Genomic DNA, 25,014 nt, shown 5'->3' on the forward strand with positions numbered 1-25,014 from the left:
TGAAGCTGAGCAGCGCGCCTCGTCACCGGCAGTTCCCGCGGCATCGGTCGCGCGATCGCGCAGACCTTGGCCCGCCGCGGCGATCGGGTCGCGGTGCACTACGCCAGCGATCGGGCAGCGGCGGAGCAGACGCTCGCGTCGCTCGACGGTACGGGGCACGCGATCATCGGCGGCGACATCGGTTCACCCGCAGGCGCCCAGCAGGTCGTCGATGATGCGGTCGCCGCGCTCGGGTCGCTCGACATCCTGGTGAACAACGCCGCCGCCGCACCGAACGCCAGCAACGCGCACCGGCCGGACTCGACGACGTTCGAGCAGTGGCAACAGGCCTGGCTCCCGATGGTGCAGGTCAACCTGCTGGGGGCCGCGAACGTGATGCTGTTGTTCGCCCAGCACCTGATCGCGCGCGGATCCGGCGGCACGATCGTCAACATCGGCTCGCGTGGCGCCTTCCGCGGCGAGCCCGATCACCCGGCCTACGCAGCGACGAAAGCCGGCCTGCAGGCGCTCGGGCAGTCGATGGCGCTCGCTTTGGCCCCGCACGACATCGCGGTGGCCTCGGTCGCGCCCGGCATGATCGCGACCGAGCGTCAGGCCGAGAAGCTCTCCGGCGCATCGGGTGACCGCATCAAGGAACAGAGTCCCTTCGGCCGGGTGGGAACGCCAGACGAGGTCGCGGAAGCCGTCGCCTATCTCACGTCCGGTTCGGCGAAGTGGGCGTCGGGCGCGATCCTCGACTTGAACGGGGCGTCATACTTTCGATGAGCGACTCCGAAGCACGGAGGAACTCCTCGACCTCAGCTGCGGTCGGAGCGGTCGTCGGCCCACGACGGGTGACTTTGATCGCGGCCGCGGCGTTGGCGTGCCGGCAGGCATCCGCCCACGTCGAACCACCGGCGATGCCAGCCAGCAGCGCGCCGGTGTGGGTGTCACCGGCGCCGTTCGTGTCGACGGGGGTCTGCGGAAAGCCCGGCACGTAAGTCGCCTCGCCGTGCGCATGCACCGCACATCCTTCCGCCCCGTCGCGCACGATGGTGACCGCCCCGGCGCGCATCAGCGGAGCAAGCGCGCGGGCTTGGGCCACGATCTCGCGTTCGGATGCTTCGGGCGAAACACCGAGCGCAGCCAGCAGGTCGGTCGCCTCCTCGGCGTTGCTGGTCCACACGTCGGTGCGGGCGAGCATCGTCCCACGCACCTCGGCGGGAAGCGCAGCGAAAGCCGCCCCTGGGTCAAGGATGACGACCGCAGCCTCGGGGAGGGATGCCATCCACTCCAGCAACGGGTCGCGGGTCTGTGCGACGGCGAGCGAGTATCCGGTGACGCAGACGAGGTCGTCGGGCTGCACGTCGGCGCTCGCGAGCGAGTCGACTGTGATCTCGCGCTCGGCGCCCAGCGTCGTGACGAACGTGCGCTCCGCGGTGGGTTCGACCAGCACGACACACACGCCGGTGTCTTGCGTGGTCACTGGAGGGGCGGATGCTGCGATGCCATCAGCATCCAGTGCTTCACGGATCAGATCCCCGTACGGACCGGTCCCGATCGCTCCGGCATGCAGGCACTGCGCACCCAGGCGGGCCGCCGCGAGCAGCACTGTGACGGAGCCACCGGCGTACTCCGCGACGGAGTCGGCCATCAGGTTCTGTCCGCGCACGGGAAGGTCTTTCACCTCGATGACCAAGTCGACCAGAGCTTGCCCGGTGTGGATCACTCGCGGCGGGTGCGCATCCCGCGCGAGTCGGTCATCGGTCTCGGCACGGCTGCGCATGCGGACAGCCTATCGATCGGATGCCGGGGTGCGATCCCGCTGCCCCGCCAGCACCCCGGCGAACGCAATCGCCACGACCCCAGCCACCGGCACCACGATCAGTCCCGCCCGCAGCCCCGCATTGTCGGCGATGAATCCGACAAACGGCGGGGATAGCAAGAACCCGAGCCGCAGCAACCACGACACGATCGTGAGTCCCGCGCCGTGTCGCAGTCCGGGCAGAGCATCCGCCGCCTGCATGGCAGCAGGGATGAGGGTCGCAGAACCGAACCCTGCCAGCGCAAAGCCCAGAATCGTGATCGGCACGGTCGGGAAGGCCAACGCCAACCCCATGCCGACGGCGATGATGAGTCCGCCGGCACGTGCAACGTTGCGCTGCCCGAAGACGTCAACCATCCGGTCGCCGATGATTCGGCCGATGAACTGTGCGCCGACGAGGGCGATGTATCCGGTGGCGGCGATGACTATCGGAGCATCGAGCGAGTCTGAGAGGTAGAGCGTCGCCCATGACATTCCGGCATCCTCAACGACAGCGCCTGCGATCGAGATCAACACGAGAGCGACGATGACGAACACGGTCTTCGCGCCGATGCGAACCAGCGCCCCGCTGATCTCCGCACCTCCGGCGACTGCCTCTTCTTCTGTGACCTCATCGCGGCCCGGCAGGCATAGTCGCAGGGCGATGAGCGAGACGACGCAGAAGATCACAGCGGAGATGATCAGGTGGATGCCGATGGGCAGACCCGTCGCGATCGCGACGGCCGCCATCGATCCGCCGAGGACCGCACCGATCGACCAGGTCGCGTGGAAGGAGTTGATGATCGAGCGACCGTAGCCGCGCTGCACCCGTAGACCGTGGGCGTTCTGCGCGACGTCGGTGATGGCATCCGCCGCTCCCCCGACCAGCAATCCGAGCGCGAACAGCAGCACGTGCGGCGAGAGCCCCGCGGCGAGAATGCCGAGGCTGGTGAGGATGGTTCCGGCGACGGCGACCTTCGCTGAGCCGAATCGGCGGATGAACATCGCCGCCGCAAGACCCGCGATGATCGCACCAGCAGGGAAGGCCGCGATCGCGAGGCCGTAGGCGCGGCATCCAGACCGAGGGATGCTTTGATCTCGGGGTAGCGCGGCAGGATGTTGGCGAACAGCGCGCCGTTCGTCAGGAACAGCAGCGCGACGCGACGCGGGCTCGGCGCAGGGCCGGGTCGAGGGTGGGGGAACCAGACACGTGTACGACCGTATCGGTGTCAGCGTCCCCCGGCGTTCACCCCGCTCACACCGAGCGGCGCCGAGCGGTGCACCGTGATCGGGTCGAACACTTCCCCCACCGCGTAATAGCCGCCGAACAGCTGGGCGCCCGCAGGAGTCAGCGTCACCTGCTCGAACACGATGTCACCTCCGTCTTCGCGCGGGGCGCTGAGCGCGAAAGCATCCACAGCCTGCCCACCGGGCGAGGTCGCGAGCAGCCAGGAGCCAGCTGCCGAGCGGTATGCGCGCAGCGATTCCAGTGACGTGATCGGCATTCCGTAGTGGGCGAACAGCGACACCGATCCGGTCGTCGCGTACTCGGCGGCAGCGGATGCCGCAGAGACCAGAGGGAAACGGAACTGCCCGTTCTGCGACGTCACGCCATCGACGCGCACAGCACCACCCGGCGATGACGTGACGTACAGAAGAAGGCTGAGCTTGATGCTCCACTCGAGGTACATGACTACTTCTCAGGCATCGAGCACGAGCCGCGGGCAGTTGCCCATGGCACGCGACACGCAGATCATCATGGATTCGCCGCGCTGCTGCTCCTTCGGAGTGAGGATCGAGTCGCGGTGGTCGGCCTCACCGCTGAGGATCGGGGTCTCGCACGTGCCGCAGGTGCCCTCCCGGCACGATGACATCGTGGTGAGACCGGCCTTCTCGGCAGCATCCAGAATCGATACCCCCACCGGAACGGTCACAACCCGACCCGACGTCGCGAACTCGACCTCGAACTCGGTGTCGGGGCTGGTGTGCTCGATCTTCTTGGGCGCGAAGCGCTCGGTGTGCAGGGTGTCCTCCGGCCAGTACGCGAGGGCCCCATCGAGCGCCTTGAGCAGCGGCTCGGGTCCGCACGCGTAGACCAGAGTGTCGGCAGCGACCTCGGCGAAGATCCCCGCCAGATCGAGGTGCCCGAACTCATCCTGCGGAACCAGGTGCGCCCGGTCGCCGTACGATTCGAGCTCGTCGACGAAGGCCATCGACCTGCGCGAGCGGCCGCCGTAGTGCAGCTCCCACTCGGCGCCAGCGGCCTCTGCCGCCGCGATCATCGGCAGCATGGGTGTGATGCCGATGCCGCCGGCGACGAACACGTAGCGCTGCGAGGGCAGGAAGTGGAAGTTGTTGCGCGGCCATCCGACCCGGATGCTGTCGCCCGCAGCCAGCGCATCGTGCACAGCGAGCGATCCTCCGCGGCCATTCACCTCGCGCAGGATGCCAAGGCGCCATTCGCTGCGCTCGTTCGGAGACGACGACAGTGAGTACTGCCGCACGACCACGCCGCCGCCGGCGACGGGCACAGCCACATCGACGTGCGCGCCGGGCAGCCACTCGGGAAGGACGTCGCCGTCAGGATGCCGCAGCGTGAGCGCTGCGACACTGTCGGCGGCATCCGTCTTGCTCGCGATCGTGAGGCTCATGTCGCGCTTGACATTCTTCTTGGCCTTTTCGATGTCGGCGACATCCCAGACCACCGGCAGGCTCGTGCGCACCGGGAGAAGCGCCATCTTGATGAACTCGAGCGGGAAGTCCGGCACCGGTCGCAGCGAGGGGAGGCGCTCGAAGAGCACCTTGAGTCCTGTCGCACCCTGCACGCGGGCGAGCTCCTGACCGAGGCAGGTGTGGCGACCCATCGTGAAGGCGAGGTGATCGGTGGGATTCTCGCGGTGGATGTCGAAATCGAAGGGCGCGTCGTGGTGCGCTGCCTCGGTGTTGGCGCTGGCGAGCGCGACCCAGATCATGTCGCCCTTGGCAATCTGCACGCCCGAGAGCTCCATGTCGCGCATGGCTTGGCGGGAGGCGAACGGCGCGGAGGGGCGACGACGAACGGTCTCTTCGAAGACGTTGGCCCACAGTGACGGCTCGGCGATGGCCTCGTCGATGTACTGCGGCTTCTGGCTGAGGAAGAGGATGGCGTTGGTCATCGCCTGGGCGGTGCTATCGGTTCCGGCCATCGCGAACTCGCAGATCTTGATGGCGATCTGCGGCACGGTCAGCGCGTAGTCGCCATCGGCGCCGCGCTGCACAGCCATCTCGCTGATGAAGTCGCTGCCAGGGTTCTCACGGCGCTCGGAGACCACGGTCGACATCTCGGCGAACGCGCCGGAGAAGCCCTCCCACACCTCGTCGATGACGTCGGCGGGCATCTCCTCCTGCGCGGAGGAGAGCACTCGGCCCATGTCGCCGCGAAGACGGCGCATGAGGTCGTCGTACTCCCAGCCGAGGCCGAGGTGGGCGAGCAGCGTCTGCGTCGTCAGGTCGAGGCAGTACTCGGCCATGATGTTCGCCGAGCCCTGCTGCTGGATCTTGTCGAGGATGCGGTGCGCGCGTTCCTCGATCTGCGGACGCAGTTCTTCCATGCGCGCCTTCGTGAACCCGCGCAGGGCGATGTTGCGGTGCAGGGTGTGCTCGTCGGGATCCATGCCGACGATGAGCTGTGCCATAAGTCCCGGCGGCACGATGTGCTGGAAACGCTCAGGCACATCGATCGTCGCGGTGTTTCCGGCGGACGAGAATTCGGTCCACTCGCCGAGGACGGTCAGTACGTCTTCGCGCCGGGTGACGATCCAGGCGTTCAGCCAGGCGTACCAGAACACCGGGTTCTCGTCGCGCACAGCGGCGAAGTGCGCGGCGGGGTCGCGGTAGTAGTCGTCGCTCATGGCGTCGAAGGCGGCGGCCACGGGGCGCGGGGCCACCGCGGGTGCGGTGAGGATGTCGGTCATGTCGAACTCCGTCGTTCTCGGGTGGTTTCGGATGCCGGTCAGAGGGCGGCGGCGATCGCCATCGTCGACAGCTTCTGGAAGCGGGCGACGTTCTCGCTCTCTTCCATGACTCCGGCGGAGAGGAAGGTGAAGGTGAAGTCGCGCTCTGGATCGACCCAGAACAGCGATGAGCCGGCACCGTAGTTGCCGTGCGTGCGCGGGGAGGTGAAGGGCCCGAAGAAGCTCGGCGCCGTGCCGGTGCCCGAGAGCGAGAATCCGAGGCCGAAGTTGCCCTTCGGGCTCTCCCATCCGCGCGCCTTCGCCATCTCGGCGTAGAGATCGTTGGGCATCTCGCCGGTCTGCAGCGTGGTGGCCTGATCGAGGATCGCGGGCGCGACGAGGTGCTCGCCGTTGTGCTCTCCGCGGCGGCGCAGCCACTCGGCGAACGCGTGCACGTCGTCAGCGGTGGAGACCGAGCCCACCCACGGCATCTCGGCATCTGCGGTGATCACGTCGTTGAGCACTTCGATGTCGCTCGGCTGCAGGAAGCCACCCTCGGGGAGGTAGGCCTTCAGTGGCACAGCGCGATCGGCCAGTGCTGCAGGCAGCCCGAACGACGTGTCGGTCATGCCGAGCGGGCGGAAGATCAACTCCTGTGCGAGCGCACCGAACGATTCCGCACCATAGGCGCGGCGAACCATCTCACCCATCAGGCGTGGTTGATGGCCGGTGCGTAGTTGAGGTTCTCCCCCGGCTCGAACAGCACGTCCACGCCACCGAGCGCCTGGATGACGTCGGCGAGCACGCCGAAGCCTTCGGGGCCGAGGCCGGGGTTCGGCGTGGGGGTGAGCCCTGAGCGGTGCGTGAGCAGGTGGATGAGGTTGATGCGGTCTTTGCGCAGCATCCGGAATGGATCGGTGCCGAGGAACTCGGGGATCAGGTCGACGACCCTGGTCGAGAGCGCGAGCTTGCCCTCGCCGATGGCGCGCAGCGCCATGAGGTTCGTGAACGCCTTCGTCAGCGAGAGCACGCGGAACACGTTGTCCGGGCGCATCTCACGTCCGGTTGCGCGCTCGGCCCAGCCGATCGTGGCGTCGAGCACCTTCTCGCCGCCGCGCGCGAGGATCACGTGCACGCCGTCGTAGGCGCCGCGTTCGATGCCGGAGGCGATCTCGGCGGTGAAGCGCTCGATCGCGCGCGGGTCGATGTCGTCGCGGGTGACGACGTCAGCGGTGCTGGTGTGCGAAACAGGAATGATCATCGGATGCTCCGCTCAGACCATCACGAGCCCGCCCGAGGGCGAGATCGTCTGACCGGTCAGGTACGAGGCCGAGGGGCCGGCGAGGAAGAGCACCATCTCGGCGATCTCCTCGGGCTGCGCGGCGCGGCGGATCGGCTGCATCCCGATCAGGAAGTCGGCGAACTCCTTGTCGCTCTGACGGAACAGCGGGGTGTCGATGGCGCCGGGGGCCAGCGCGTTGACGCGGATGCCGAAGGGAGCGAGTTCTGCGGCGGCCTCGCGGGTGAGACCGAGCACTGCGGCCTTGGATGCCGGGTAGTAGGCGGGCATCGTGACGCCCATGAGGGCTGCGGCCGACGAGAAGTTGATGATGGAGCCTGCGCCGTTGCGCTTCATCAGCGGCACCGCTGCGCGCATCGCGTAGAAGGTGCCGTAGAGGTTGATGCGCATGACGCGGTCGAAGTCCTCGTCGGTGATGAACTCGAAGAACTCGGAGTCGTGCTTGCGACCGGCCTTCATCGCATCGAAGATCTTGCGGTTCTCGTCGTTGAGCGCATCGAGCGCTGCACGGTTGGGAGCGTTGACCCCTGCCGCGTTGACGAGGACGTCGAGGCGGCCCTGCTCGGACTCTACGCGTTCGAAGGCAGCCCGCACGGCGGCACTGTCAGAGATGTCGACGGCAAGGCCGGTGGCACGATCCAGATCGGCGAGAGCGTCGACGACGCTCGGCGAGATGTCGAGTCCGTAGACGGTGGCGCCCGCGGCGTGCAGCGCGCGAACAGTGGCAAGCCCCATCCCGGAGCCAGCCCCGGTGACAAGTGCGACGGTGCCCTCGAATGTCATGTGCTCCTCCTCGAGCGATAGTGACGGTCTGCCTGACCGTGAGATGAGTCTGCCACACTCACTAGACACCTGTCTAGTGAGTGTGGCAGACAGACGAGATTCTCAGTGCGTGACGACGGCGTCTGCGAGCTTGGTCGGACGGATCACGAGTCCGCAGACGATTGCGATGAGCGTCGCGCCAGCGGCGATGAGATAGCCGGTGTCGAACAGCCCTGCCGTGGGCAGCGCGCCGCCCTCGATCGGCACCGAGTTCGCCGCCTGCAGGGCTGCGAAGATCGCCCCACCCAGCGAGGATGCCGCGAGCGCCATCGACACGTACAGCGAAGCTGTGCCCGCGGCAGTCTCCTTCGGCGCCTCGGCCGTAATGACAGACAGCGCCGTCGTCAGCAGCGCGGTGTAGCCGTATCCGAAGACCAGGATCGCGACGACGATCACCGCGAGCGAAGTGTGCTCGAAGCGCAGTGCCGTGAACGCAGCCATGAGCAGCAGTCCGCCGATCACGAGGGTGACGCCTGCGGAGGTGCGGCGAACGATGATCGGCACAGTCTTGGCCGCGACGAGCCCTGCGAGGGTCATCGGCAAGAAGACGAAGGCCGCCTGCAGCGGGCTGAGCCCGAAACCGATGCTGACCGGATCGCCGGGCACCTGAAGGAGCGTGAGGGTGAGGTTGTAGAGCAGCATCCCGCATACGCCGAGCGTCAGGAAGACGAGGTAGGCGGGGGTCAGGTTGCGTCCGAGCAGCGAGCGCACGTCGAGCAGCGGGTTCTTCGCCTTCGACTCGACGAAGAACGAGGCGGCCAGCACCGCAGCGCCGCCGAGCACGGTGAGGAGTGTCGCGGGCGAGGCCAGACCCCACGTCGTGGACTGGGCGATGCCGATGCAGAGCAGGGTGAGCCCGACGCCCAGCAGCAGCACGCCGCCGACCTCGACGCGCTGGCGGGTGCCGGCGTTGCGCACACGAGCATCCGAGTCCTTGCCCCAGATGAGGAAGGCGACCAGACTCAGGGCGGTCAGCAGGCCGCCGATCCAGAAGGCGCCGCGCCAGGTGCCGCCGAACTCGACGATCATGCCGCCGAAGGCGAAGGCGACGAAGATGCCGATGGCCTGACCACCGGCGATGATCGCGACCGCGCGGGTGCGGTCGCCCACTGAGAGTCGGGCGTTGAGGATGCCGATGCACAGCGCCTGCCCTGCCATTGTTCCGGTGAGGGCGCGGCCAATGACGAGCACGATAAAGTTCGGCGCGAGGGCCGAGATAACGAAGCCCAGGGCAATGCCGAGGACGGAGATCACCATCAGCCGGCGGTGACCGTAGAGGTCACCCGCCTTCGACAGCAGTGCGATGGTCGCCGCACCGAAGATGGTCGTGCTCATCAGCGCCCAGGTGGCCTGGCCGGGGCTCAGAGCGAGGTCGTTGCTCATCGAGCCGTAGAGCGGGATGGCCATCATGGCTCCGACCTCGTTGAGCAGCTGCAGCAACGAGAACGTGAGGGCCATTGCCAGTCCGGCACGGCGCCAGGGGAGGAATGCGGTGGGTGCGGTGTCGCGGGTCTTTCCGCCGGCCACTGCCGGTGGAGCGATGTCGGAGGACGTCATCGTCTCAACTCTCTGTCGGGCACGGCGTCGGCGCCGTGCATCTCCGAGAGAGTAGCTCACTTGATAGACACGTGTCTACCCAAAGCTATACGCGCACCGTCAATCCGAAGGCGAGCGTGGAGGCGATCTCAGCGATGATCGCGTCGAGGAAGTCCGGCCGGTCCCCGATAATGCCGAAGTAGAAGGCGCGGTCGATCGTCATCGCGACGGCGATCAGTCGAGCCTGAGCGCGTTCTTCGTCGAGACCCGATTCGATGAGGCGGCTGACCAGCTCGGGCAGTTCGGCGACGATGCGTCCGTACTCCTCGAACCATTCGTCAGCGACCGAGGGCTCGGCGGCCATGGCCTGCACGATCGCGCTGAACTCCATCTGGTGGCGGCGCCAGGTCGCCGCGTGCTCGCGGAGCCAGGCTTCCAGTGCGTCCTGCTCGGCGGGGATCTCCGCGAGTTTGCGGAAGTCGGCGAGGATCTCGGGCTCGACCGCGCGCATCTGCTCGATGATGATCTCAGCCTTCGAGCGGAAATAGAGATAGAAGGTCGCCCGCGAGACGTTCGCGGCTTTCGCGATCGCGTCCGCCGTCGTCGCGGAGTAGCCCTGCGCGACGAACAGGCCGCGGGCCGCAAAGATCAGGGCGTCACGCGTGCGCCTCTTCTGCTCTGCGCGCGAGACGCGCTCAGGTGCACCGCTCAATTTCAGGCTCCGCTCTGCCCGGCGAATCGCCGCCGGGCAGACCCATCATCGCAAATGCGGGGCGCGCGGCCGCGCAGCGAGCAGGTCGAACAGCGAATCACGATGCAAGAAAGCTCCCCTCGCCTGCGAGAGCGACGGCTACGGCGGCCGCTTCGAGACGTGGCCAAGGGCGCTACGCGTAAACCTCAGCAGTACTCGCACACCCCGTTCGCGGGCAGAACCATCCCACATCCCGGCGTCGAGCAGATGCGCTTCTCGGCTTCTTCGCGGCGCCGCTGACGCGAGTTGCGGCCGCCGTCGCGGAGCTTGTTCTCGGGGAACGCGATGCCCTCCTGCGTACCGTCGTCATTGCGGAACCATACGAAGCCCTTGTTGATCCACGCAGTCGGGCGAACGCCTCCACGCGGGATCATCGCGATGTACGTGCGACTCGGCGGAAGGTAAAAGGATTCGAAGTCACGATTGGCGACGAAGTCCCGCGCAGCCGTGATGTTCGCGACCGACAACCGGAACGCGTCCATCGCCGGCTCGAACGAATCGAACGTGATCCGACCGTTCTCAGACTCCATGCCTTCGATCGTGTAACCGAGGTCGCTGAGCCACTTCCCCGCACCGTGTTTGCCACCCGAGAAGTCCTCGCTCGACAAACCGACGCCGTGCTGCCGCTCATACGCAGCGGCGAAAATCGCCTTCGAGTCGTAGCTGCCGGTCTCGGTGACGAGGAAGTACTCCTTCGCCTCACCGAACCCGTACTTCTCAAGGAACGCGAAACGGCCGACGCGGTCGAACTCTTCGAGCGCGGCTTCGACCGCGTTGCAGTCTGTGAGGGTAGCGAGGGATGCCATGATCGGATGCTATCGAGAACCGGGACATTCCAGTGTTTTCAAGGGAACGCGACCAATGTCCGAACCCTTCCCTAGTGTGACCTCCAGCCGGTCCGCACGGACCACAGAGTTCTACCCGAACTCACGACTCGCGCCCTGTTCAGGACGGTATTCGTCGTGCGTGCGAATCGGCGTCCTACGGCATTCGTCGTGGGGCAGGCCGGTGCTTCACGCACACTCCACAAGGAGAATCACATGTCCGTTCCCTATCCCGCAGCCCCTGCTCCGCAGCAGTTGCCGCCTCCGATGCCTCCCGCTGATGCAGCGGCATCCGCACCCAAAAAGACGAACGTCGTCGCGCTGGTCGCGATGATCGTCGCCATCGTGGGGTTCATTTTCGCGTGCATCCCCGGCGCGCTGATCGTCGGCTGGATCCTGTTGCCGATCGCGTTCGTGCTCAGCATCGTCTCGTTGTTCGTCAAGGGCGACCGCAAGTGGATGGGCGTCGTCGGTCTGATCCTGTCGGTCGTCGGCACGATCGCCGGCTTCGTCGTCTTCTTCGCGGTGATGGCCGGTGTGGCGAGCGAGGCCATCGCCGACGAGTTCGGCGACACGGACACCACCGTCACGCAGCCCGCGGATGAAGAAGCTGCGGTGGAAGATGAGGAAGAGCCGGCGGATGCTGCCGAGCAGGGCACGCGGGAGAACCCGTATCCGCTCGCCTCGCAGATCAGTTCCGGCGACTGGACCGTCGTCGTGAACAGTCACACTGCCGATGGAGCCGCTGCAGTGGCCGACGGCAACATGTTCAACGACCCGGCACCTGCGGGATCGCACTACGAGATCGTGAACTACACGGTCACATACACGGGTGATGAATCAGGCCTTGCGCTCGAGGTCGGCATCGCCTTCGTCACCAGCGCGGGCAACGTCGTAAACAGCTACGACAATCTGGTCATGCTGTCGGACAGCATCGGGATGGATGAGCTCTACAACGGCGCATCTGCCACCGGTTCCGAGGCCTTCCTCGTTCCTGATGGCGAGACTGTGCTGATTCGGGTTCGCCCGGGGATGCTGGCTGACGAGGTGTTCGTTCAGCCGTAAGGAGATGAGTGGCAGGCGTGTGACACGTCTGCCACTCGACTCGCGATACGGCGTGACGTTCAACACAAGGAGCGCAATCTTGTCAGACAACGCACCCAAGGCACCGGTGGGCTGGTATCCCGATCTGACGGGAAAGCAACGCTACTGGGACGGCGAAGATTGGTTGGACATCGAGGCCCCTGAAACGGCGTCTCGACTCGCTGGCGACGGAACCCGGGACAAGCCACGTTCGCGGTCATCAAGACGTCGGCTCAGGACGTGGTCCGCGATCGTCGTCGGCGTCCTGGTTCTCGCGGGAGGCGGTGTCGCCTTCGCGATCAAGCTTCAGAACGATCAGGTCGCGGCGGAGAAGGTGGCCGTCGCTCAGGAAACAGAAGAGGCAGAAGCCGCCGAGCAGGCTCGGGCCGAGGCGGAAGAGGAGCGACAGGCCGCAGCCGATCAGCGCGAGCGCGATGGCCGTGAGGTCGCCTTTGACGGCGTCGAGGTTTCGATCAAGACGATGGCAAAGGGCCATGTCGAAGAGGGCATCATCGACGGACCGATTATCGAGGTCTCCTGCGATCCGCTTGGCGGCGGCTCGACGGACGATCTGGCCCAGAAGACGACCGTCTTCCAGTGCTTCGTCGCAAACGTGGACAACGGCGACGGCACTATGTCCGGTTACTACTACAACGCCACGATGAACTGGGATTCCGGCCAGTACACGTACGGATTCGGGCAGCCTTAAGGCGAGCCGTCAGCGCCTGACGCACCTCGGTGGACCAGGCGATGACGACCAGCGCACCGCGAGAGTGACGCGCCGGAACACAAGGACCGGCGGACGACCCTGGGGAGTTCGTTCGCCCCGAATGAGAGACTGGGGACCTCATTCGAACGGGCGGGGCACAGGAGTGCCCCGCCCTTTTTTCTGTCAGTAAGCACGAAACCATCCCGCATCGACGTCGGCACGGAGTATGTGTCAAACTGTCGATCTCCGCCACAGTCTCGGGGTCCCCACTGCCAAGAGAATCGCGCAGTGCTATCAGCAGCAAGAAGAGCGAAGTCAGTCGCTGTTGTCCGTCGACGAGGGTGATTTCGGCCTCGCCAGTTCCGAGGATCGATCCGATGAAGTGCGACTCGTGCTCGTCAGCATTCGCGACAACACGGATGTCATTCAGCAGCGTGCGGCAGGCATCCGCGCCCCAGCGGTAGGCGCGTTGGAACACAGGGACACTGATCTCGGGCGCGCTTCTGAGCCAATCGAGGGTGCGCCAGCCTTGGGCGGAGACGTTCGGATTAGGCAAGGTGTGCTCCTCTGATCGCGCGGGATCGCACATTCATAATGGCCTATCCACCGCGGAAGCGCCCGCGGTGCACGGCCTCCGCTTAATCGACGGCATCGTCGCCATGCAAGAACGAGACAACAGTCTCGTCAGTTTTCGCATTCAATCGTTCCGTCGTAGCGCGATGAGTTCGTTCACGATACTCGAGCGTGTCAGCGAGCTTCACCCGCCGATGCTGGTCGGCTGGTGAAGGAGGTCTCACGCTTCTCCAGAAGCCAAATGAAGGCCAGACAGTTGATGCCGAGCATCTCAGCCGACGCCTGAGTGCTGAGTGCTGAGTGCTGAGTGCTGTGCGCTGTGGCATATGGCAGGGGGTCGCGGCTCACCTCGTCAGCAAGGTCTCGGCGCTCACATATGGCAGTGTCCATCCGGCGTTCGAGCCCATCGGCGAGGTCGAAGACCTCACTAATCGCGTGACGGCGATCATCGAAGAGCGTAAGCGAGCTGCAGAATTGCAGAAGTCTGCTTCCCAGCACGCACGAGAACTTGCCCGCAATCTGGCCGCGGCTGACGTTCTGGTGCGCGACATCGACGCTATCCTCCGCGTCTCACATCAGCGAGCGCACCAGCCTGTGTCGGCGCGGATGGCCGTTCGCAACACTCGGCAACCGCCTGGAGGACGGGCTCAAGTACGCAGCCTCGTCCGCGAGAGTCTCGACCTTGTCCTCATCGAGCAGAATGTCGGACGCTCCAGCGACGCTGTCGGAAGAAAGAAACGGCACCTACTACTTCTACTAGTTCAGGGGTACTCTGGAGGTATGGCCAACGTGACAAAGACGGAACTGAACCAGCAGACCGCGCGGGTGCTGGCGCGCGTCGCCGCGGGTGAACGGCTCACGGTCACTGATCGCGGACGACCGATCGCCGAGCTGTCGCCACCCGAGAAGGACGCCTGGTCGGAGCTCGTCGCAAGCGGCCAAGTCACGCTCCCGACGAAGACGGGAGCGCTCAAGGCACCCGCAGTCAAAGCCGCCAAATCTACCCGGGAGATCCTCGACGACCTGCGTGCGGACCGCCTGTGATCTACCTCGACACTTCCGCCGCCGCGAAAGCGCTCATCGATGAAGACGGTAGCGATCCCGTGCGTCGATTGTTCGCAGACGGCACAGCGTTCATATCCTCAAAGCTCCTCGCCGTAGAACTTCATGCGGTCGCAGACCGTCGCATGATCAGCGCAGACGCCGCGCAAGAACTACTCGACCGGGTGGCGCTCGTGGCGCTCAACGACGGCATCCTCGACGAAGCGGTCAGCATGCACAGCGGCCTGCGCACCCTCGATGCACTGCACCTGGCAACGGCCGTACGACTCAAGGACGTAGTCACCGGCATCCTCACGTTCGACACAGAGCTGGCGGATGCAGCGGCACGGCAAGACATCCGCGCGGTAGTCGCCTAGCGCGATATCCGCACTCGCCGAATGCTCACTACTCCTGTTTGCTGAACATTCCGCGACACACCAGGAACAGACCGGCGCTCGCAGCATCCGCCACATCGCGCAACCCGGTGACTCCCGCCCAGACCTCAGCTTTCTCCCACGGCGCTTCGCCGGCCAGACGACGAGCCCGATCATCATGCATGTATACCTACCTTGACACTAGCTATTAGCTATCTATAGAATGAGGTTTACTAGACTTCCCCGACAGGAGAACATGACAATGGAAACAACTGACATCACCGTCCCTGTGCCGACCCAGCAGGTTGCGAACTTCTACCGATGGTTTGCCGAATGGACGGAACAAAATGGTCACTTTCCTGCTGAGGCCGCGGCTCTGAACACGAACGCCGCAACGCTGTCCGAGCAGGATCAGAAAGCTGCAGTCCGCTGGTGGCAATCACTTGGCCTTCGCGAGCGGGAGATCTTCGGCCTGTGGATCGACGCTGCCCCTAACGTGCTTTCCGCCGACGAGATCGTGAATCGAATGTCACTCAAGGGACCACGCGACATCCCTGGAATTCTTTCGTGGCCGACCCGCAAGGGCAAAAAGGTTGGGTTTAGAGTCCGATGGAGCTTCCGTCGTGATCCGCTCACCGACGAAGCGCTCTACGGCATCGAGGATGGCCCCTACGCGACGCTCCTCGGTCGCGCACGCGCGTTCGTTGAAGGGGAATGACATCGTGATTGAGTTTATGGACCCGGAAGATCTGCGCAAGCCCGCGGTTCCCGGACACCAGGATCTGCGCGCATGGCGATTCCGCGACAAGTGGTGGAATGACGATACGTCCACGGTTCTGTGCTGGACCGGACTGAGGGGAGCGGTGTTCCACGAGCAGCACTGCACAACCACTCCTAAGGAGGAGCCAACAGCGAAACTCCGCATGGACCGAGTCCGCGCGGTCTTCGAAACCGAGCATCCGCTTGGCACATTTAGATGGTTCGGATTCTGCGGGAATTGCCTGACCCAGCGCATCGCGAACTTCGGTTGGCAGCCTTCCGAGCGCGATAAGGCCCAGCTCGATACGCTGAAAACTGTCCTCAACGACATCCGTATCCTCGGTGAGCAACCGATCTCGCGAAAAGAACTGACTGTTCGGATGAAACGCTACAACAGCGGCGCTCCGTCGCCACGCGAACTCAACCGTTTGCTGGACTATTACAGACAGAACCGAGGCGATGAAGAGTCCGATCTCACTTTGTTTCTGCTGTAAGAGCACCGTCTTGGTCACTCCTTATGTATAGAGCCCAGCCATACTGAAGTCACGTCCCGGTAGACGGTGTGACAACCTCGTCACGTTTCGGGAACAGCACACGGCCGCCGCTATGCCAGTGGCATAGGCGGTGGCGCATCCTTGCTACGCAAGATTGGCAACTCATACGTCCTGAGAAGCGGCTCCGGCAGGCCGGAGATCATTCCCGAGTGGCGATGGAGGAACGAGACCTCGTACGGTAGCGACTCATCGACTACGGCCCGACACATCGGGTCAAGGAGACGGACGTCTACAGCTAGCCAATCGGCTTCAGCCGGTAGCTCCCCCTCACACTCGACGCTCTCTCCCACCGCGCTTCGCCGTGCCGAGGTCAGCACCGACGCACTCATCGCCATTCCCGATGACGTGAGGTTCGCCCAGGCCGCCGCAGCGACCGACGCAGGCATGACCTCGGTCGGCGCGCTCTCCACCGCCGGCGTCGAAGCAGGCATGAAGGTCGGCATCATCGGCTTCGGCAGACTCGGCCAGATCGGCGCACGCGTCGCGCATCTGCGCGTTGCCCAGGTCTAGGTCGCCGAGATCAACGAAGCAGTCTGGGACAACGCCCGCGAGGCAGGAGCGGTCGAGGTCGCGAAGTCGATCACAGAGCTCACCGACGGCACCGTGGTCGGACGCCTGGTCGCGCCGGTCGCCGACTAACTCTCACGCTCCCTCGCTCCACCGGGCCCGGGGAGCCAAGCTGGCGTCACTCCGACCGACTGAACACCCCACACAGCACCAGAAACACCACGAGCGTGACGACGGCGACAAGGAGCAGCTTCACGACGAACCACAGCACGCTGAACAGCACACTGACCAGGGTCCACGCGATGATCACGGCGAGGACGACGCCGACGATGGTCCACAGAGTGCTCTTGTTCATGACTCCGGGTTAGGGCGAAGCAGGCGCTGCCGTCACTGACCGGCCGCCAGCAGGTGGCGGCCGGTCACCGAACTTTTCGAAGTTTCCGGCTGCCGTCAGCGGCGACGCAGGCGCGTGCGCACCGCGAGCAGCAGCGCCCCGACCGCGAGCAATGCGATCGCGCCGCCCAGGACGATCGGATCCACCGACCCACCCGTCACGGCGAGCCCCGGGCCTTCGCCCGTAGCAACACCCTCAACCGACAGTGCCGCGCTGGCCGTGAGCTGGCTCTGTTGTCCAGTGACTACGACCTCGTGCTGACCGCCATCCGTCTCTACCGGGATCGTCACTGTCGCGCGCACTGTGCCATCGGTCGACGCTGTCGCACTGCCGAGCTCGACCGGAGTCGAGTGCAGCTGGATCTTCACCGTCTCACCCGGAGCGAAACCAGCGCCCGACAACGTGATGTCAGCGCCCGCGGTCACGGTGCTCTTGCTCGGGCTGACGCCGGCAACAACAGTGCCTTCGCACCGTAACCGTTGCCGATGCCGATGCGAACCCGGCCTTGTGCGCCGTGACCGTCACGCCGATTGCATGCCCGACATCGAGGTAGTTCGGCGTGTAGTTCGCAAGGGTCGCGCCCTCGATCACCTCGCCGTCGCGGTTCCACAGGTAGCTGAACTCCACCGGCTCAGGGCTCCACGCACCAGGATCGACCGTCAGGACCGTCCCAGCGACAGCCGCGCCGGATACGCTGGGCTGGCCGGGAACGAACTGCTCCGGCTCAGCAGCATCGTTGACGAGGTGCACAGCTGAATCGCGGATCTCAATGACCGGGTCGTATCCGTCCGGAGCGCCGTTCACAGTGACCTTGGAGAACCCCTCCCCCGCCCCGAGACCTGCGAACGTCGCGATCACGGCATCATCGGCAGGAACAACGCCGTCGGCGATGGTGACTTCGAGAGCGCCGTCAAACGATCCCGCACCAGCAACCGCAAGCGCCGGGTTCACGTCGTCGATCGTGAGGGCGAGCGTTCCACCCGCCGCGAGTGTGAGATCTCCCGCAACCGTTACCGTGGCATCCGACGCATCGATCAGCGCGCCGCCGACACGCGTGGCGACCGATCCTGCGCCGAGCGCCGTCGCAGAAGCGGCAACGAGCTGGCCTCCCGCAACCGTTGTTCCGCCGGAGTACGAGTTGTCTCCGGTCAGTGTGAGGACGCCGGTTCCGTCCTTCGTCAACGCCCCGACGCCATCGATGTCGTTGCGCCACGCATCCTGAGCGCTGAATCCGCCCTGCGCGGCATCCATGCCAACCGTCACGTCCACATCGAACGCGCTGTATCCGTCGGCGGCAGCGTAAAGGTTGAGGCGTCCCCAACCCTCGGCGTCATCGAGGAGTGCGTATCCGGACTCCAATCCTGTCGACTGCAGAACCCATCGGCGCTGCTCGTCGGTGAGGTAAGGGAGCCGCGACGCCAACAATGCCTCAGCACCCTTCGGCACGACCACGGGGAGGGTGGTGTCACCGACGCGGGGCAGACCGTAGGTCAGTCGCTCGACATACAATTCCTCGTTGTCTGCTCGGTCGGCCCAGCGGTCGTCTCCGGATGCCGGAGTCGCCATGAGTGCGCGGCCGGCGTCGCGGGCATCCGACAGAAGCTGCTCGTTCTCGGGCTGGTTCAACGCGGCCGCAGCGACTGCGGTCGACATGATCCGACCACCGACGACGTCCATTGCCGAGTGCATGCCGGCGACGATGCGGCTGTTGCCGATCTCAGACGCGTTCGTGAGGATCTCCTGGTACCGCTCCGGCGCGGAGTACGCCAGCGCGTAGCTGGCGAGCCATCCGGCGTTGGTGTGGCCACTGGGGAATCCGCCATCGCTCAGCGCCTCGGTATCTGCCTTCTTGACCGGCAGAAGTTCCGGTAACACCGGGCCGTCGTCGCTCCAACGGAATGGACGCGCATAGGAGAAGTACGCCTTCGAAGGGTTCGTCGACGCGGATGACGCGCGGATCTTATCCACCAGCGCAACCATCGCACCGTACTCGGAGTCCTCGTCGGCCCAGCGTCCGTTCGCGTTTCCTCCGTCGTCGTAGCGAACCATGGTGGCATCAGCCGGTGCGTCGCTGGGGATGGTGGTTCCTGTGTTCGTGCCAGCGCGGAACTCCGCAGCCCACGGGCCCAGTCCGTTCACCGCCGAGTAGTTCTGGTTGCGGCGATCGATAACCCATGACTCGTTGCCCTGCTCGGCCGTCCGGCCCGCCGCTATGGTCGCTGACGTCGCGATGTTCGCGTCAAGCACCTCACGGTTGATGACGGTTCCGACGCTCTCGGGAAGGAACTTTCCGGCCTCGTCCCACTCCGGCATGAGCGGGACATCGGGCTACCAGTACTCGGTCATCGTCGAGAGAAGGCCGATGGCGGCGTTGGTCTCTGGGGACGAGTTCTCGGTCGCGTTCGACGCCCAGGCGTCAACGTAGTAGCGACCCCACGCGTCGGGCGCGGGGGCGATCGGGCTCGCGCTGGATGCTGCAGTAGCAGCCTCAGCAGCGGATGCAGCCGGGGCGGCAATGCCGACCAACGCCACAGCTGCGACGCACGCCGCGGTCGTTCGGGATGCACGTACAGCGAATGAAGTGGTCTTCAACGAAAAACTCCTCGATACAGACAAAGGCGCCCGAACGTTACGGGCGCGACGCCGAGTCAATCGAGGTCAGGTGAACCGCAGGCAACCCCAGCCTGAACGCGGTGCGGCGACTGTGAACGCGCACCGCCCGACGGTCAAAAAGGTCGAAGATCAGCGCGCGGAGATCCCCCGCATCAGCACGTCCACGACAGCATCCACCCGCGCCTCGTCCAACGGCCTGCCCAGCAGCGCCGCGTATGACGACATCGCGATGAACTGGTCGGCGACAACCGCGACGTTGACGTCGCCTTTCACATCCCCAGCATCCTGCGCCACCTGAAGACGCGAGACGACCTGCTCGACGATCGGGCCAGCCAGGCGCTCGTTCAACCGCAGGCCGAGCGCCGCATCCGTCGCAGTCACCGCGATCAGCGCCCGCGCGACCTCGACGCTCGCGCCGTGCTCGGCCTGCGACGACATCGCCGAGAACCAGGCCCGCAGGTCCTCCGCCAGATCCTCTGATACCGGCAGCGGAGGCGAAGGAAGCGACCCCTCTAACAGCGCCTCACCGAGATGGCGGCCTTCGACGACCACCAGCGGTAGATCGTCTGCTTCGAGACACCCGCCTCGGCCGCGAGGCCCTCGATCGTCACCGACTCGTAGCCATCCGACGTCACCGCAGCACGCATCGCCGCCATCACGGACTGGCGAGCTTTCTCACTGCGGAGACGAGGCACGTTTCCAGCCTATTCGGCGTAGACTTCAAATAACGAGACGCACCGTTGCGAAACATGCACACGGCGGACGAAAGGGAGAACGACATGGCACTGACCGCACACTCCACCATCGGTGAATGGCTGAATGACCAGACAGGCGGCGAGCTCATCAAGGGCCTGCTCGCGCGGTCGGGCGCCAACCCCGAATCTCTCGCCCCCGTGCTCGGCCTGCCCCTGCAGCAGCTCGTTGTTCTCAGCCAGGGCCAGATGCCGCAGTCGGTCGTCGACGACCTCGTCCGCGCGGCCAACGGCGGCGAGATCCCCGAAGACACCGGCCCCGCCGGCTGGGTCGAGAAGATCACCGCTGGCCGCTTCATTGGCAAGACCGTGATCGTCACAGGTGCGGCATCCGGAATCGGCAAGGCCACGGCATCCCGCATCGCCCGTGAAGGCGGGCGCGTGATCGCATCCGACATCGCCGCCGACAAGCTCGACGCCTTAAAGGCCGAACTTCCGGATGCTGACATCATCACCGTCGCAGGCGACCTCACCAAGCAAGACGCGATCGACGCCGTGCTCGCCGCAGCCGGCGACCGCATCGACGCGCTCGCCAACGTCGCCGGCATCAATGACGACTTCTCGCCCGCCGGCGAGACGACGGATGCTGTCTGGGACCGCGTCATCGCCATCAACCTGACCGCGCCGTTCAAGCTCATGCGCGCAGTTCTGCCAGCCATGGAGAAGGCGGGCCACGGCGCCATCCTCAACGTCGCCAGTGAAGCGGGCCTGCGCGGCAATGCATCCGGCAACGCCTACACCGCGAGCAAGCACGGCATCATCGGCGTCACGAAGTCGGCAGCGTTCATGTACGGACCGAAGGGCATCCGTGTGAACTCCGTCGCTCCCGGCGGTGTAGCCACGGGTATCCCGATGCCCCCGAACATGTCGGAGACCGGCTCAGCACGTCTCGCCCCGTTCCAGCAGGCCATCCCGACCGTGGCTACGGCAGAGCAACTCGCCGCCTCGATCACGTTCCTGCTCAGCGACGACGCCGTGAACATCAATGGCGCTGTGCTCGCGTCGGACGGCGGATGGTCGGCGCAGTAGTTCGCATACCCAGCGGGGAGCGGATGTGGACCGCGAAGCCGCCCCGAGCCCGTGATCGCCGACGCTCTGGAGCACTGCCATACGCGCGAGATTGATGCGATTCCGGCGCCACGTGGTGCGCATCGGCACCTCCGACTTCGCCGGAGCTCGCCCCGGGCAACCTACGCTCGCGTGCGCCTCCGCGCCCACGCCACCGCGAACAACACCGCGGCCACCAGGAACGCGACGCCGTACGCCATCCGTCCGATCGGCGGCAACGCGAACTGCGGAAGTGCGAGCGCGGCCACCACCCCGAGCGGCCAGGTTCCCCACATCGCGCGCCCGCACGCGCAGCCACGACGGCGAAACAGACCATTGCAGCAGCGACGAGCAACAGCCCCGCACCGAACAGAATCACGGCCATGAGATTCATGCGGATGCTGCCGCTCAGCGCGACCACGTCGACGGGCGATCCGGCGAGCGCCGCCCGGCCGATCTCATGCAGCGCGAACGTCTCAGCGCCGTAGTACGGCAGTATCAGTGCGGCCCCGAGGGCCGTGCCGTAGTGAGCGATCCGCACGACCGGCGACCGGCGTCGCAACGACTGCTCCCGAAGACCGGATGCGACCACGGCCTGCGCGAGCATGGCCAGCATCACGAACGCCGCAGCCCCGGCGAGGTGGGCGACGACCCACCGCGGATTCGCAAACGCCTCCGCCATCGCCGCCGGTTCCTCGGACACATCGCCCCACGGACGCACGAGCTGGAACGTCGCCATCAGCACTCCGGCGACCACGGCGTACACGGAGACGAGCTGCTTTGACATGCGCCCGAGGCTAGGCGGGCCAGATGAACGGCGAAGGAACCGCAGGCCGCCGCGCTGGAGGACGAGCCGTAACTACTCCGACCAGGGCATCGGGCGTTCTCGGTCGAGCTCGCCGTCGTGGCCGATCTCGCCGAGGGTAGATCCCCCGGCGCGGATGCACAGCCAGCGCAAGGGGTCGGGGCTGTCGGGTACGGCGTGGAATGCGCGCCACGTCCCGGTTCCAACACGCACAATCGTGCCGGGTTGAATGTCGACAACCTCATCGTCCAAGGCGAGCTGGCCGCGTCCGCTGAGGAAGACATACAACTCCTCGTGCTGAGAGTGCGTATGCCAAAAAGGCGCCTGCGAGCCGGGGGCGTTCGAGTTCACGGACAAGCCCATATATTTCGCGGCGAGGTCCTTCTCCACGAAAAGCTTTCCTGGCGCTGCCCCATCGATTTCATCCCACGAGTCAAGGTCGCCTACCTGCACCACATCAAAGTCAGTCATGACGCCACGCTAACGGAGGTGTTCGGCACACTTCTATTACCTGAAGCAACTTGCCCCACCGGGCAGAACCCGCTATACACAGCACTAGATGTGTATTCGCACACATCGATTTCGGTTCGCTTCAACCCGATAGGTGCGTCTCATGTCCAACCCGAAAAAGACTCCCGGGAAGCCCCGCCGCGGCTGGCTCATTCTGGGCATCATTGTCGGCGTGCTGGTTCTCGGCGGCGTGCTCGCACGCTGGTCTCCCGTCGCAATCGTGCTGGCGTTCCTCGTTGTCGCCGGACTCGCGATCTTCGTCCTGGTTGCGCGACCGCTGCCAATGCTGGGGCTTCGTTCCCGTGGTTCCGGTTTCGCGGCGCTGGGTCTCGCGGTTTTGCTGGTAGCTGGCGGCGGCGTCGCCGGCGCAGCCACCCGAACGACGGATGCACCGACTGCCGCGGCGCTCAACCTCGTCGGTGATACCGTTCCGCGCGCATCGGCAACGCCTACGCACACACCGACGGCCGCACCGAAGCGCACGCCGTCACCTACGCCCACGACCTTCAAGGTCGTAACTGAACGGATCACGGTGCCCTTCGAGCAGACGACCGTTGAAGACAGCCAGCTGGATCAGGGCACGACCGCCCTGGTCACTGCGGGCGCCGCTGGGGCCGCCGTGGTGACGTACCGTCTGACGCTGGTGAACGGTGTCGAAGTCGCCCGCGATGCGGTCAAGGAAGTCGTCGGGTTGGCGCCCGTCGCCGAGGTCACGTCAGTCGGAACCCGCGTGCCCGCTCCAGCACCCGTTCCCCTGGTGCAACAAGATAACTCCGGGTGCCACCCGAGCTACACCGGCGCGTGCGTCCCCTTCGCCAGCGATGTCGACTGCGAAGGCGGAGGCGGCAACGGACCCGGATACGTCACCGGACCAGTACAGGTAATCGGCCACGATGAATACCAGCTCGACCGCGACGGAGACGGCATCGCCTGCGACTGACGTCGCTCGAATCGGCCGAGCGATGAAGATCGCAGCGGTACCTATGTCCCGCTACTCCTGCTTGCTGAACACTCCGCGCAGCACCAGGTACACGACCACGGCGACCACCGCCACGACGGCGAGCTTGACGATGAACCACAGCACCGAGAACAACGCGCTGACGACGAACCACGCGACGACCACAGCGACGATGACCCCGACGATTGTCCACACGCTGCTCTTGTTCATTCGTTCAGCCTAACGGCGCCGCTCCCACCACCGGCGTCCCGGTCAGCTCTTCTCCCCGGCATCCGTCTTGCGCCCACCGGCTTCCAGCACATCGCCGGCGGGGAGCTCCTGGTGCCCGCCGAACTGCAACCGCATCGCCGAGAGCACCTGGTTCGCGAACAGATCCTCGTCGCGCGAAGCGAAGCGCTCGAAGAGCGACGCCGCGAGCACCGGAACAGGCACGCCCACATCGACCGCAGCCTTCACCGTCCAACGGCCCTCACCCGAGTCCGAAACACGGCCGGCAAGACCCTCGAGCTTCGGGTTCTCGTTCAGTGCAGCAGCGGTGAGGTCGAGCAGCCACGACGAGATGACCGATCCACGACGCCATAGCTCCGAGACCTTCGCGGTGTCGATCGGGAACTGGTAGAACTCGGGCTCCTCTAGCGGAGCGATCTCAGCCGAATGCTCGGCCTCTCGCAATCCAGCATCCGCGTTGTGGAGCAGGTTCAAGCCCTCGGCGATCGACGCCATGATGCCGTACTCAATACCGTTGTGCACCATCTTCACGAAGTGACCCGACCCCGACGGACCGCAGTGCAAGAAGCCCTGCTCCTCTGGTGCGAGCTCGCCTTCGCGTCCGGGCGTGCGCTCGATGTCGCCGACACCCGGTGCGATCGTCTTCAGGATCGGCTCGAGGTGTGCGACCGCAGCATCCGGCCCGCCGACCATCAGGCAGTACCCGCGCTCGAGACCGAAGACCCCACCGCTCGTGCCGATGTCGACGTAGTTGATGCCGCGCTCGCGCAGCGCCGCGGCACGACGCACGTCGTCGCGGTAGTTCGAGTTGCCACCATCAATGAGGATGTCGCCTTCCTCGAGCACTGCAGCAACCTCTTCACCGACCGAACCGGTCAGCGACGCGGGAACCATCATCCACACCACCCGCGGAGTCTGCAGCTTGCTCGCCATGTCAGCCAGACTGTCGGCGCCCGTCGCGCCCTCGGCGGCCAGTGCTTTCACGGCATCCGGATTCACGTCGTACACGACGCACTCGTGGCCATCGTTCATGAGACGGCGAACGATGTTCGCCCCCATCCGTCCGAGACCGATCATCGCCAGCTGCATGGCTGTTCCTTCCCGCTACGGCTCCGGTGAGCCGAGTCTCGATCAGCTTTACACGAGCTCGATCAGCTTT

The 25,014-nt window shown here is 65.4% G+C and carries 31 protein-coding genes and 1 pseudogene; 10 read left to right on the plus strand and 22 right to left on the minus strand.

Going from position 1 to position 25,014, the window contains the following annotated elements:
- Positions 1–24: 24 nt before the first annotated feature.
- Positions 25–765 (plus strand): annotated as a pseudogene (locus DC31_RS15610) (SDR family NAD(P)-dependent oxidoreductase); the annotation flags it as partial.
- Here the strand turns inward: DC31_RS15610 and DC31_RS15615 are convergent.
- The 10 genes from DC31_RS15615 to DC31_RS17255 form a co-directional block, all read right to left on the minus strand.
- Entirely contained in the window at positions 695–1,765 is a 1,071-nt protein-coding gene (locus tag DC31_RS15615; protein WP_081813910.1) for a PfkB family carbohydrate kinase, read from the minus strand. The pseudogene DC31_RS15610 and the gene DC31_RS15615 overlap by 71 nt on opposite strands.
- A gap of 9 nt (positions 1,766–1,774) precedes the next feature.
- Positions 1,775–3,016: an MFS transporter gene (locus DC31_RS15620; RefSeq protein WP_327036889.1), complete on the minus strand. Its 1,242-nt coding sequence runs from the start codon at positions 3,014–3,016 to the stop codon at positions 1,775–1,777.
- Positions 3,013–3,474, minus strand: a complete 462-nt coding sequence (locus DC31_RS15625; protein WP_036281742.1) for an HtaA domain-containing protein — start codon at positions 3,472–3,474, stop codon at positions 3,013–3,015. Before DC31_RS15625 ends, DC31_RS15620 begins: the two co-directional genes overlap by 4 nt.
- A gap of 9 nt (positions 3,475–3,483) precedes the next feature.
- Positions 3,484–5,736 carry a cytochrome P450 gene (locus DC31_RS15630; RefSeq protein WP_036281745.1) on the minus strand — a complete coding sequence of 751 codons (2,253 nt, stop codon included), beginning with the start codon at positions 5,734–5,736 and terminating at the stop codon, positions 3,484–3,486.
- Between the two features lie 38 nt (positions 5,737–5,774).
- Positions 5,775–6,425 carry a serine hydrolase domain-containing protein gene (locus DC31_RS20025; RefSeq protein WP_200872952.1) on the minus strand — a complete coding sequence of 217 codons (651 nt, stop codon included), beginning with the start codon at positions 6,423–6,425 and terminating at the stop codon, positions 5,775–5,777.
- Positions 6,425–6,976, minus strand: coding sequence for a serine hydrolase domain-containing protein (locus DC31_RS20030; RefSeq protein ID WP_200872953.1), 552 nt, complete (start codon positions 6,974–6,976; stop codon positions 6,425–6,427). Before DC31_RS20030 ends, DC31_RS20025 begins: the two co-directional genes overlap by 1 nt.
- A gap of 12 nt (positions 6,977–6,988) precedes the next feature.
- A complete protein-coding gene (locus DC31_RS15640; protein ID WP_036281747.1) occupies positions 6,989–7,798 on the minus strand; it encodes an SDR family NAD(P)-dependent oxidoreductase in 810 nt (269 codons plus the stop codon).
- Between the two features lie 102 nt (positions 7,799–7,900).
- Positions 7,901–9,394, minus strand: a complete 1,494-nt coding sequence (locus DC31_RS17250; protein WP_081813911.1) for an MFS transporter — start codon at positions 9,392–9,394, stop codon at positions 7,901–7,903.
- Positions 9,395–9,479: 85 nt separating this feature from the next.
- Complete coding sequence (locus DC31_RS15650) at positions 9,480–10,085, minus strand: TetR/AcrR family transcriptional regulator (protein WP_036281749.1); 606 nt, start codon at positions 10,083–10,085, stop codon at positions 9,480–9,482.
- A 185-nt stretch (positions 10,086–10,270) separates the two neighbouring features.
- Positions 10,271–10,930: a hypothetical protein gene (locus tag DC31_RS17255; RefSeq protein WP_051607138.1), complete on the minus strand. Its 660-nt coding sequence runs from the start codon at positions 10,928–10,930 to the stop codon at positions 10,271–10,273.
- A 234-nt stretch (positions 10,931–11,164) separates the two neighbouring features.
- On the opposite strand from DC31_RS17255, the gene DC31_RS15660 reads away from it, so the two are divergent.
- Together DC31_RS15660 and DC31_RS15665 are read left to right on the plus strand one after the other, a co-directional pair.
- Positions 11,165–12,013 (plus strand): hypothetical protein, encoded by an 849-nt coding sequence (locus DC31_RS15660; protein WP_036281752.1) that lies wholly within the window; start codon positions 11,165–11,167, stop codon positions 12,011–12,013.
- 79 nt (positions 12,014–12,092) lie between these two features.
- A complete protein-coding gene (locus DC31_RS15665) occupies positions 12,093–12,740 on the plus strand; it encodes a DUF2510 domain-containing protein (RefSeq protein WP_036281866.1) in 648 nt (215 codons plus the stop codon).
- Here DC31_RS15665 and DC31_RS20660 read toward each other — a convergent pair.
- Positions 12,664–13,329, minus strand: a complete 666-nt coding sequence (locus DC31_RS20660; protein WP_081813912.1) for a DUF262 domain-containing protein — start codon at positions 13,327–13,329, stop codon at positions 12,664–12,666. The genes DC31_RS15665 and DC31_RS20660 overlap by 77 nt on opposite strands.
- 284 nt (positions 13,330–13,613) lie before the next feature.
- On the opposite strand from DC31_RS20660, the gene DC31_RS18835 reads away from it, so the two are divergent.
- Complete coding sequence (locus tag DC31_RS18835; protein WP_051607142.1) at positions 13,614–14,357, plus strand: type II toxin-antitoxin system Phd/YefM family antitoxin; 744 nt, start codon at positions 13,614–13,616, stop codon at positions 14,355–14,357.
- Complete coding sequence (locus DC31_RS15680) at positions 14,354–14,731, plus strand: type II toxin-antitoxin system VapC family toxin (protein WP_051607143.1); 378 nt, start codon at positions 14,354–14,356, stop codon at positions 14,729–14,731. The genes DC31_RS18835 and DC31_RS15680 overlap by 4 nt, the downstream gene beginning before the upstream one ends.
- 28 nt (positions 14,732–14,759) lie before the next feature.
- Here the strand turns inward: DC31_RS15680 and DC31_RS18530 are convergent, their stop codons facing one another.
- Positions 14,760–14,912: a hypothetical protein gene (locus tag DC31_RS18530; protein ID WP_160173258.1), complete on the minus strand. Its 153-nt coding sequence runs from the start codon at positions 14,910–14,912 to the stop codon at positions 14,760–14,762.
- A gap of 78 nt (positions 14,913–14,990) precedes the next feature.
- Here DC31_RS18530 and DC31_RS15685 point away from each other — a divergent pair, with 78 nt between their 5' ends.
- From DC31_RS15685 to DC31_RS18840, 3 genes are all read left to right on the plus strand, one after another.
- Complete coding sequence (locus DC31_RS15685; RefSeq protein ID WP_036281757.1) at positions 14,991–15,446, plus strand: hypothetical protein; 456 nt, start codon at positions 14,991–14,993, stop codon at positions 15,444–15,446.
- On the plus strand, positions 15,433–15,981 hold the full coding sequence (locus tag DC31_RS15690) for a hypothetical protein (RefSeq protein WP_152545458.1): 549 nt from the start codon (positions 15,433–15,435) through the stop codon (positions 15,979–15,981). The genes DC31_RS15685 and DC31_RS15690 overlap by 14 nt, the downstream gene beginning before the upstream one ends.
- Before the next feature lie 405 nt (positions 15,982–16,386).
- Positions 16,387–16,551, plus strand: coding sequence for a hypothetical protein (locus DC31_RS18840; RefSeq protein WP_200872955.1), 165 nt, complete (start codon positions 16,387–16,389; stop codon positions 16,549–16,551).
- Between the two features lie 175 nt (positions 16,552–16,726).
- On the opposite strand, the gene DC31_RS18845 is transcribed toward DC31_RS18840, so the two are convergent.
- The 6 genes from DC31_RS18845 to DC31_RS19750 all read right to left on the minus strand — a co-directional run bounded on the left by DC31_RS18845 (position 16,727) and on the right by DC31_RS19750 (position 20,250).
- Entirely contained in the window at positions 16,727–16,903 is a 177-nt protein-coding gene (locus DC31_RS18845; RefSeq protein ID WP_036281764.1) for a hypothetical protein, read from the minus strand.
- Positions 16,904–16,998: 95 nt separating this feature from the next.
- On the minus strand, positions 16,999–17,367 hold the full coding sequence (locus tag DC31_RS15705) for a hypothetical protein (protein WP_036281766.1): 369 nt from the start codon (positions 17,365–17,367) through the stop codon (positions 16,999–17,001).
- Positions 17,351–19,255, minus strand: a complete 1,905-nt coding sequence (locus tag DC31_RS15710) for an acid phosphatase (RefSeq protein ID WP_051607145.1) — start codon at positions 19,253–19,255, stop codon at positions 17,351–17,353. The genes DC31_RS15705 and DC31_RS15710 overlap by 17 nt, the downstream gene beginning before the upstream one ends.
- A 15-nt stretch (positions 19,256–19,270) precedes the next feature.
- Complete coding sequence (locus tag DC31_RS17265; RefSeq protein ID WP_051607147.1) at positions 19,271–19,534, minus strand: hypothetical protein; 264 nt, start codon at positions 19,532–19,534, stop codon at positions 19,271–19,273.
- A gap of 150 nt (positions 19,535–19,684) precedes the next feature.
- Positions 19,685–20,107: a TetR-like C-terminal domain-containing protein gene (locus DC31_RS17860; protein ID WP_160173259.1), complete on the minus strand. Its 423-nt coding sequence runs from the start codon at positions 20,105–20,107 to the stop codon at positions 19,685–19,687.
- A complete protein-coding gene (locus tag DC31_RS19750; protein ID WP_235201561.1) occupies positions 20,068–20,250 on the minus strand; it encodes a TetR/AcrR family transcriptional regulator in 183 nt (60 codons plus the stop codon). Before DC31_RS19750 ends, DC31_RS17860 begins: the two co-directional genes overlap by 40 nt.
- Positions 20,251–20,334: 84 nt before the next feature.
- Between DC31_RS19750 and DC31_RS15720 the strand changes: the two genes are divergently transcribed.
- A complete protein-coding gene (locus tag DC31_RS15720; protein WP_036281874.1) occupies positions 20,335–21,336 on the plus strand; it encodes an SDR family NAD(P)-dependent oxidoreductase in 1,002 nt (333 codons plus the stop codon).
- Here the strand turns inward: DC31_RS15720 and DC31_RS17270 are convergent.
- Both DC31_RS17270 and DC31_RS15730 read right to left on the minus strand, forming a co-directional pair.
- Positions 21,290–22,141 (minus strand): hypothetical protein, encoded by an 852-nt coding sequence (locus tag DC31_RS17270; RefSeq protein WP_051607152.1) that lies wholly within the window; start codon positions 22,139–22,141, stop codon positions 21,290–21,292. The two genes, DC31_RS15720 and DC31_RS17270, sit on opposite strands and share 47 nt — an antisense overlap.
- A gap of 72 nt (positions 22,142–22,213) precedes the next feature.
- Positions 22,214–22,630, minus strand: a complete 417-nt coding sequence (locus DC31_RS15730; RefSeq protein WP_036281769.1) for a cupin domain-containing protein — start codon at positions 22,628–22,630, stop codon at positions 22,214–22,216.
- A gap of 142 nt (positions 22,631–22,772) precedes the next feature.
- On the opposite strand from DC31_RS15730, the gene DC31_RS15735 reads away from it, so the two are divergent.
- Complete coding sequence (locus tag DC31_RS15735; protein ID WP_081813915.1) at positions 22,773–23,609, plus strand: G5 domain-containing protein; 837 nt, start codon at positions 22,773–22,775, stop codon at positions 23,607–23,609.
- A 51-nt stretch (positions 23,610–23,660) separates the two neighbouring features.
- On the opposite strand, the gene DC31_RS18850 is transcribed toward DC31_RS15735, so the two are convergent.
- A complete protein-coding gene (locus tag DC31_RS18850) occupies positions 23,661–23,837 on the minus strand; it encodes a hypothetical protein (protein ID WP_036281771.1) in 177 nt (58 codons plus the stop codon).
- 42 nt (positions 23,838–23,879) lie between these two features.
- The gene (gnd, locus tag DC31_RS15745) at positions 23,880–24,944 is read right to left on the minus strand and encodes a phosphogluconate dehydrogenase (NAD(+)-dependent, decarboxylating) (RefSeq protein WP_036281773.1); all 1,065 of its coding nucleotides are present in this window, start codon (positions 24,942–24,944) and stop codon (positions 23,880–23,882) included.
- Positions 24,945–25,014 lie beyond the last annotated feature (70 nt).

It is taken from the genome of Microbacterium sp. CH12i, from assembly GCF_000685355.1.
In the GTDB taxonomy this organism is placed as follows: domain Bacteria; phylum Actinomycetota; class Actinomycetes; order Actinomycetales; family Microbacteriaceae; genus Microbacterium.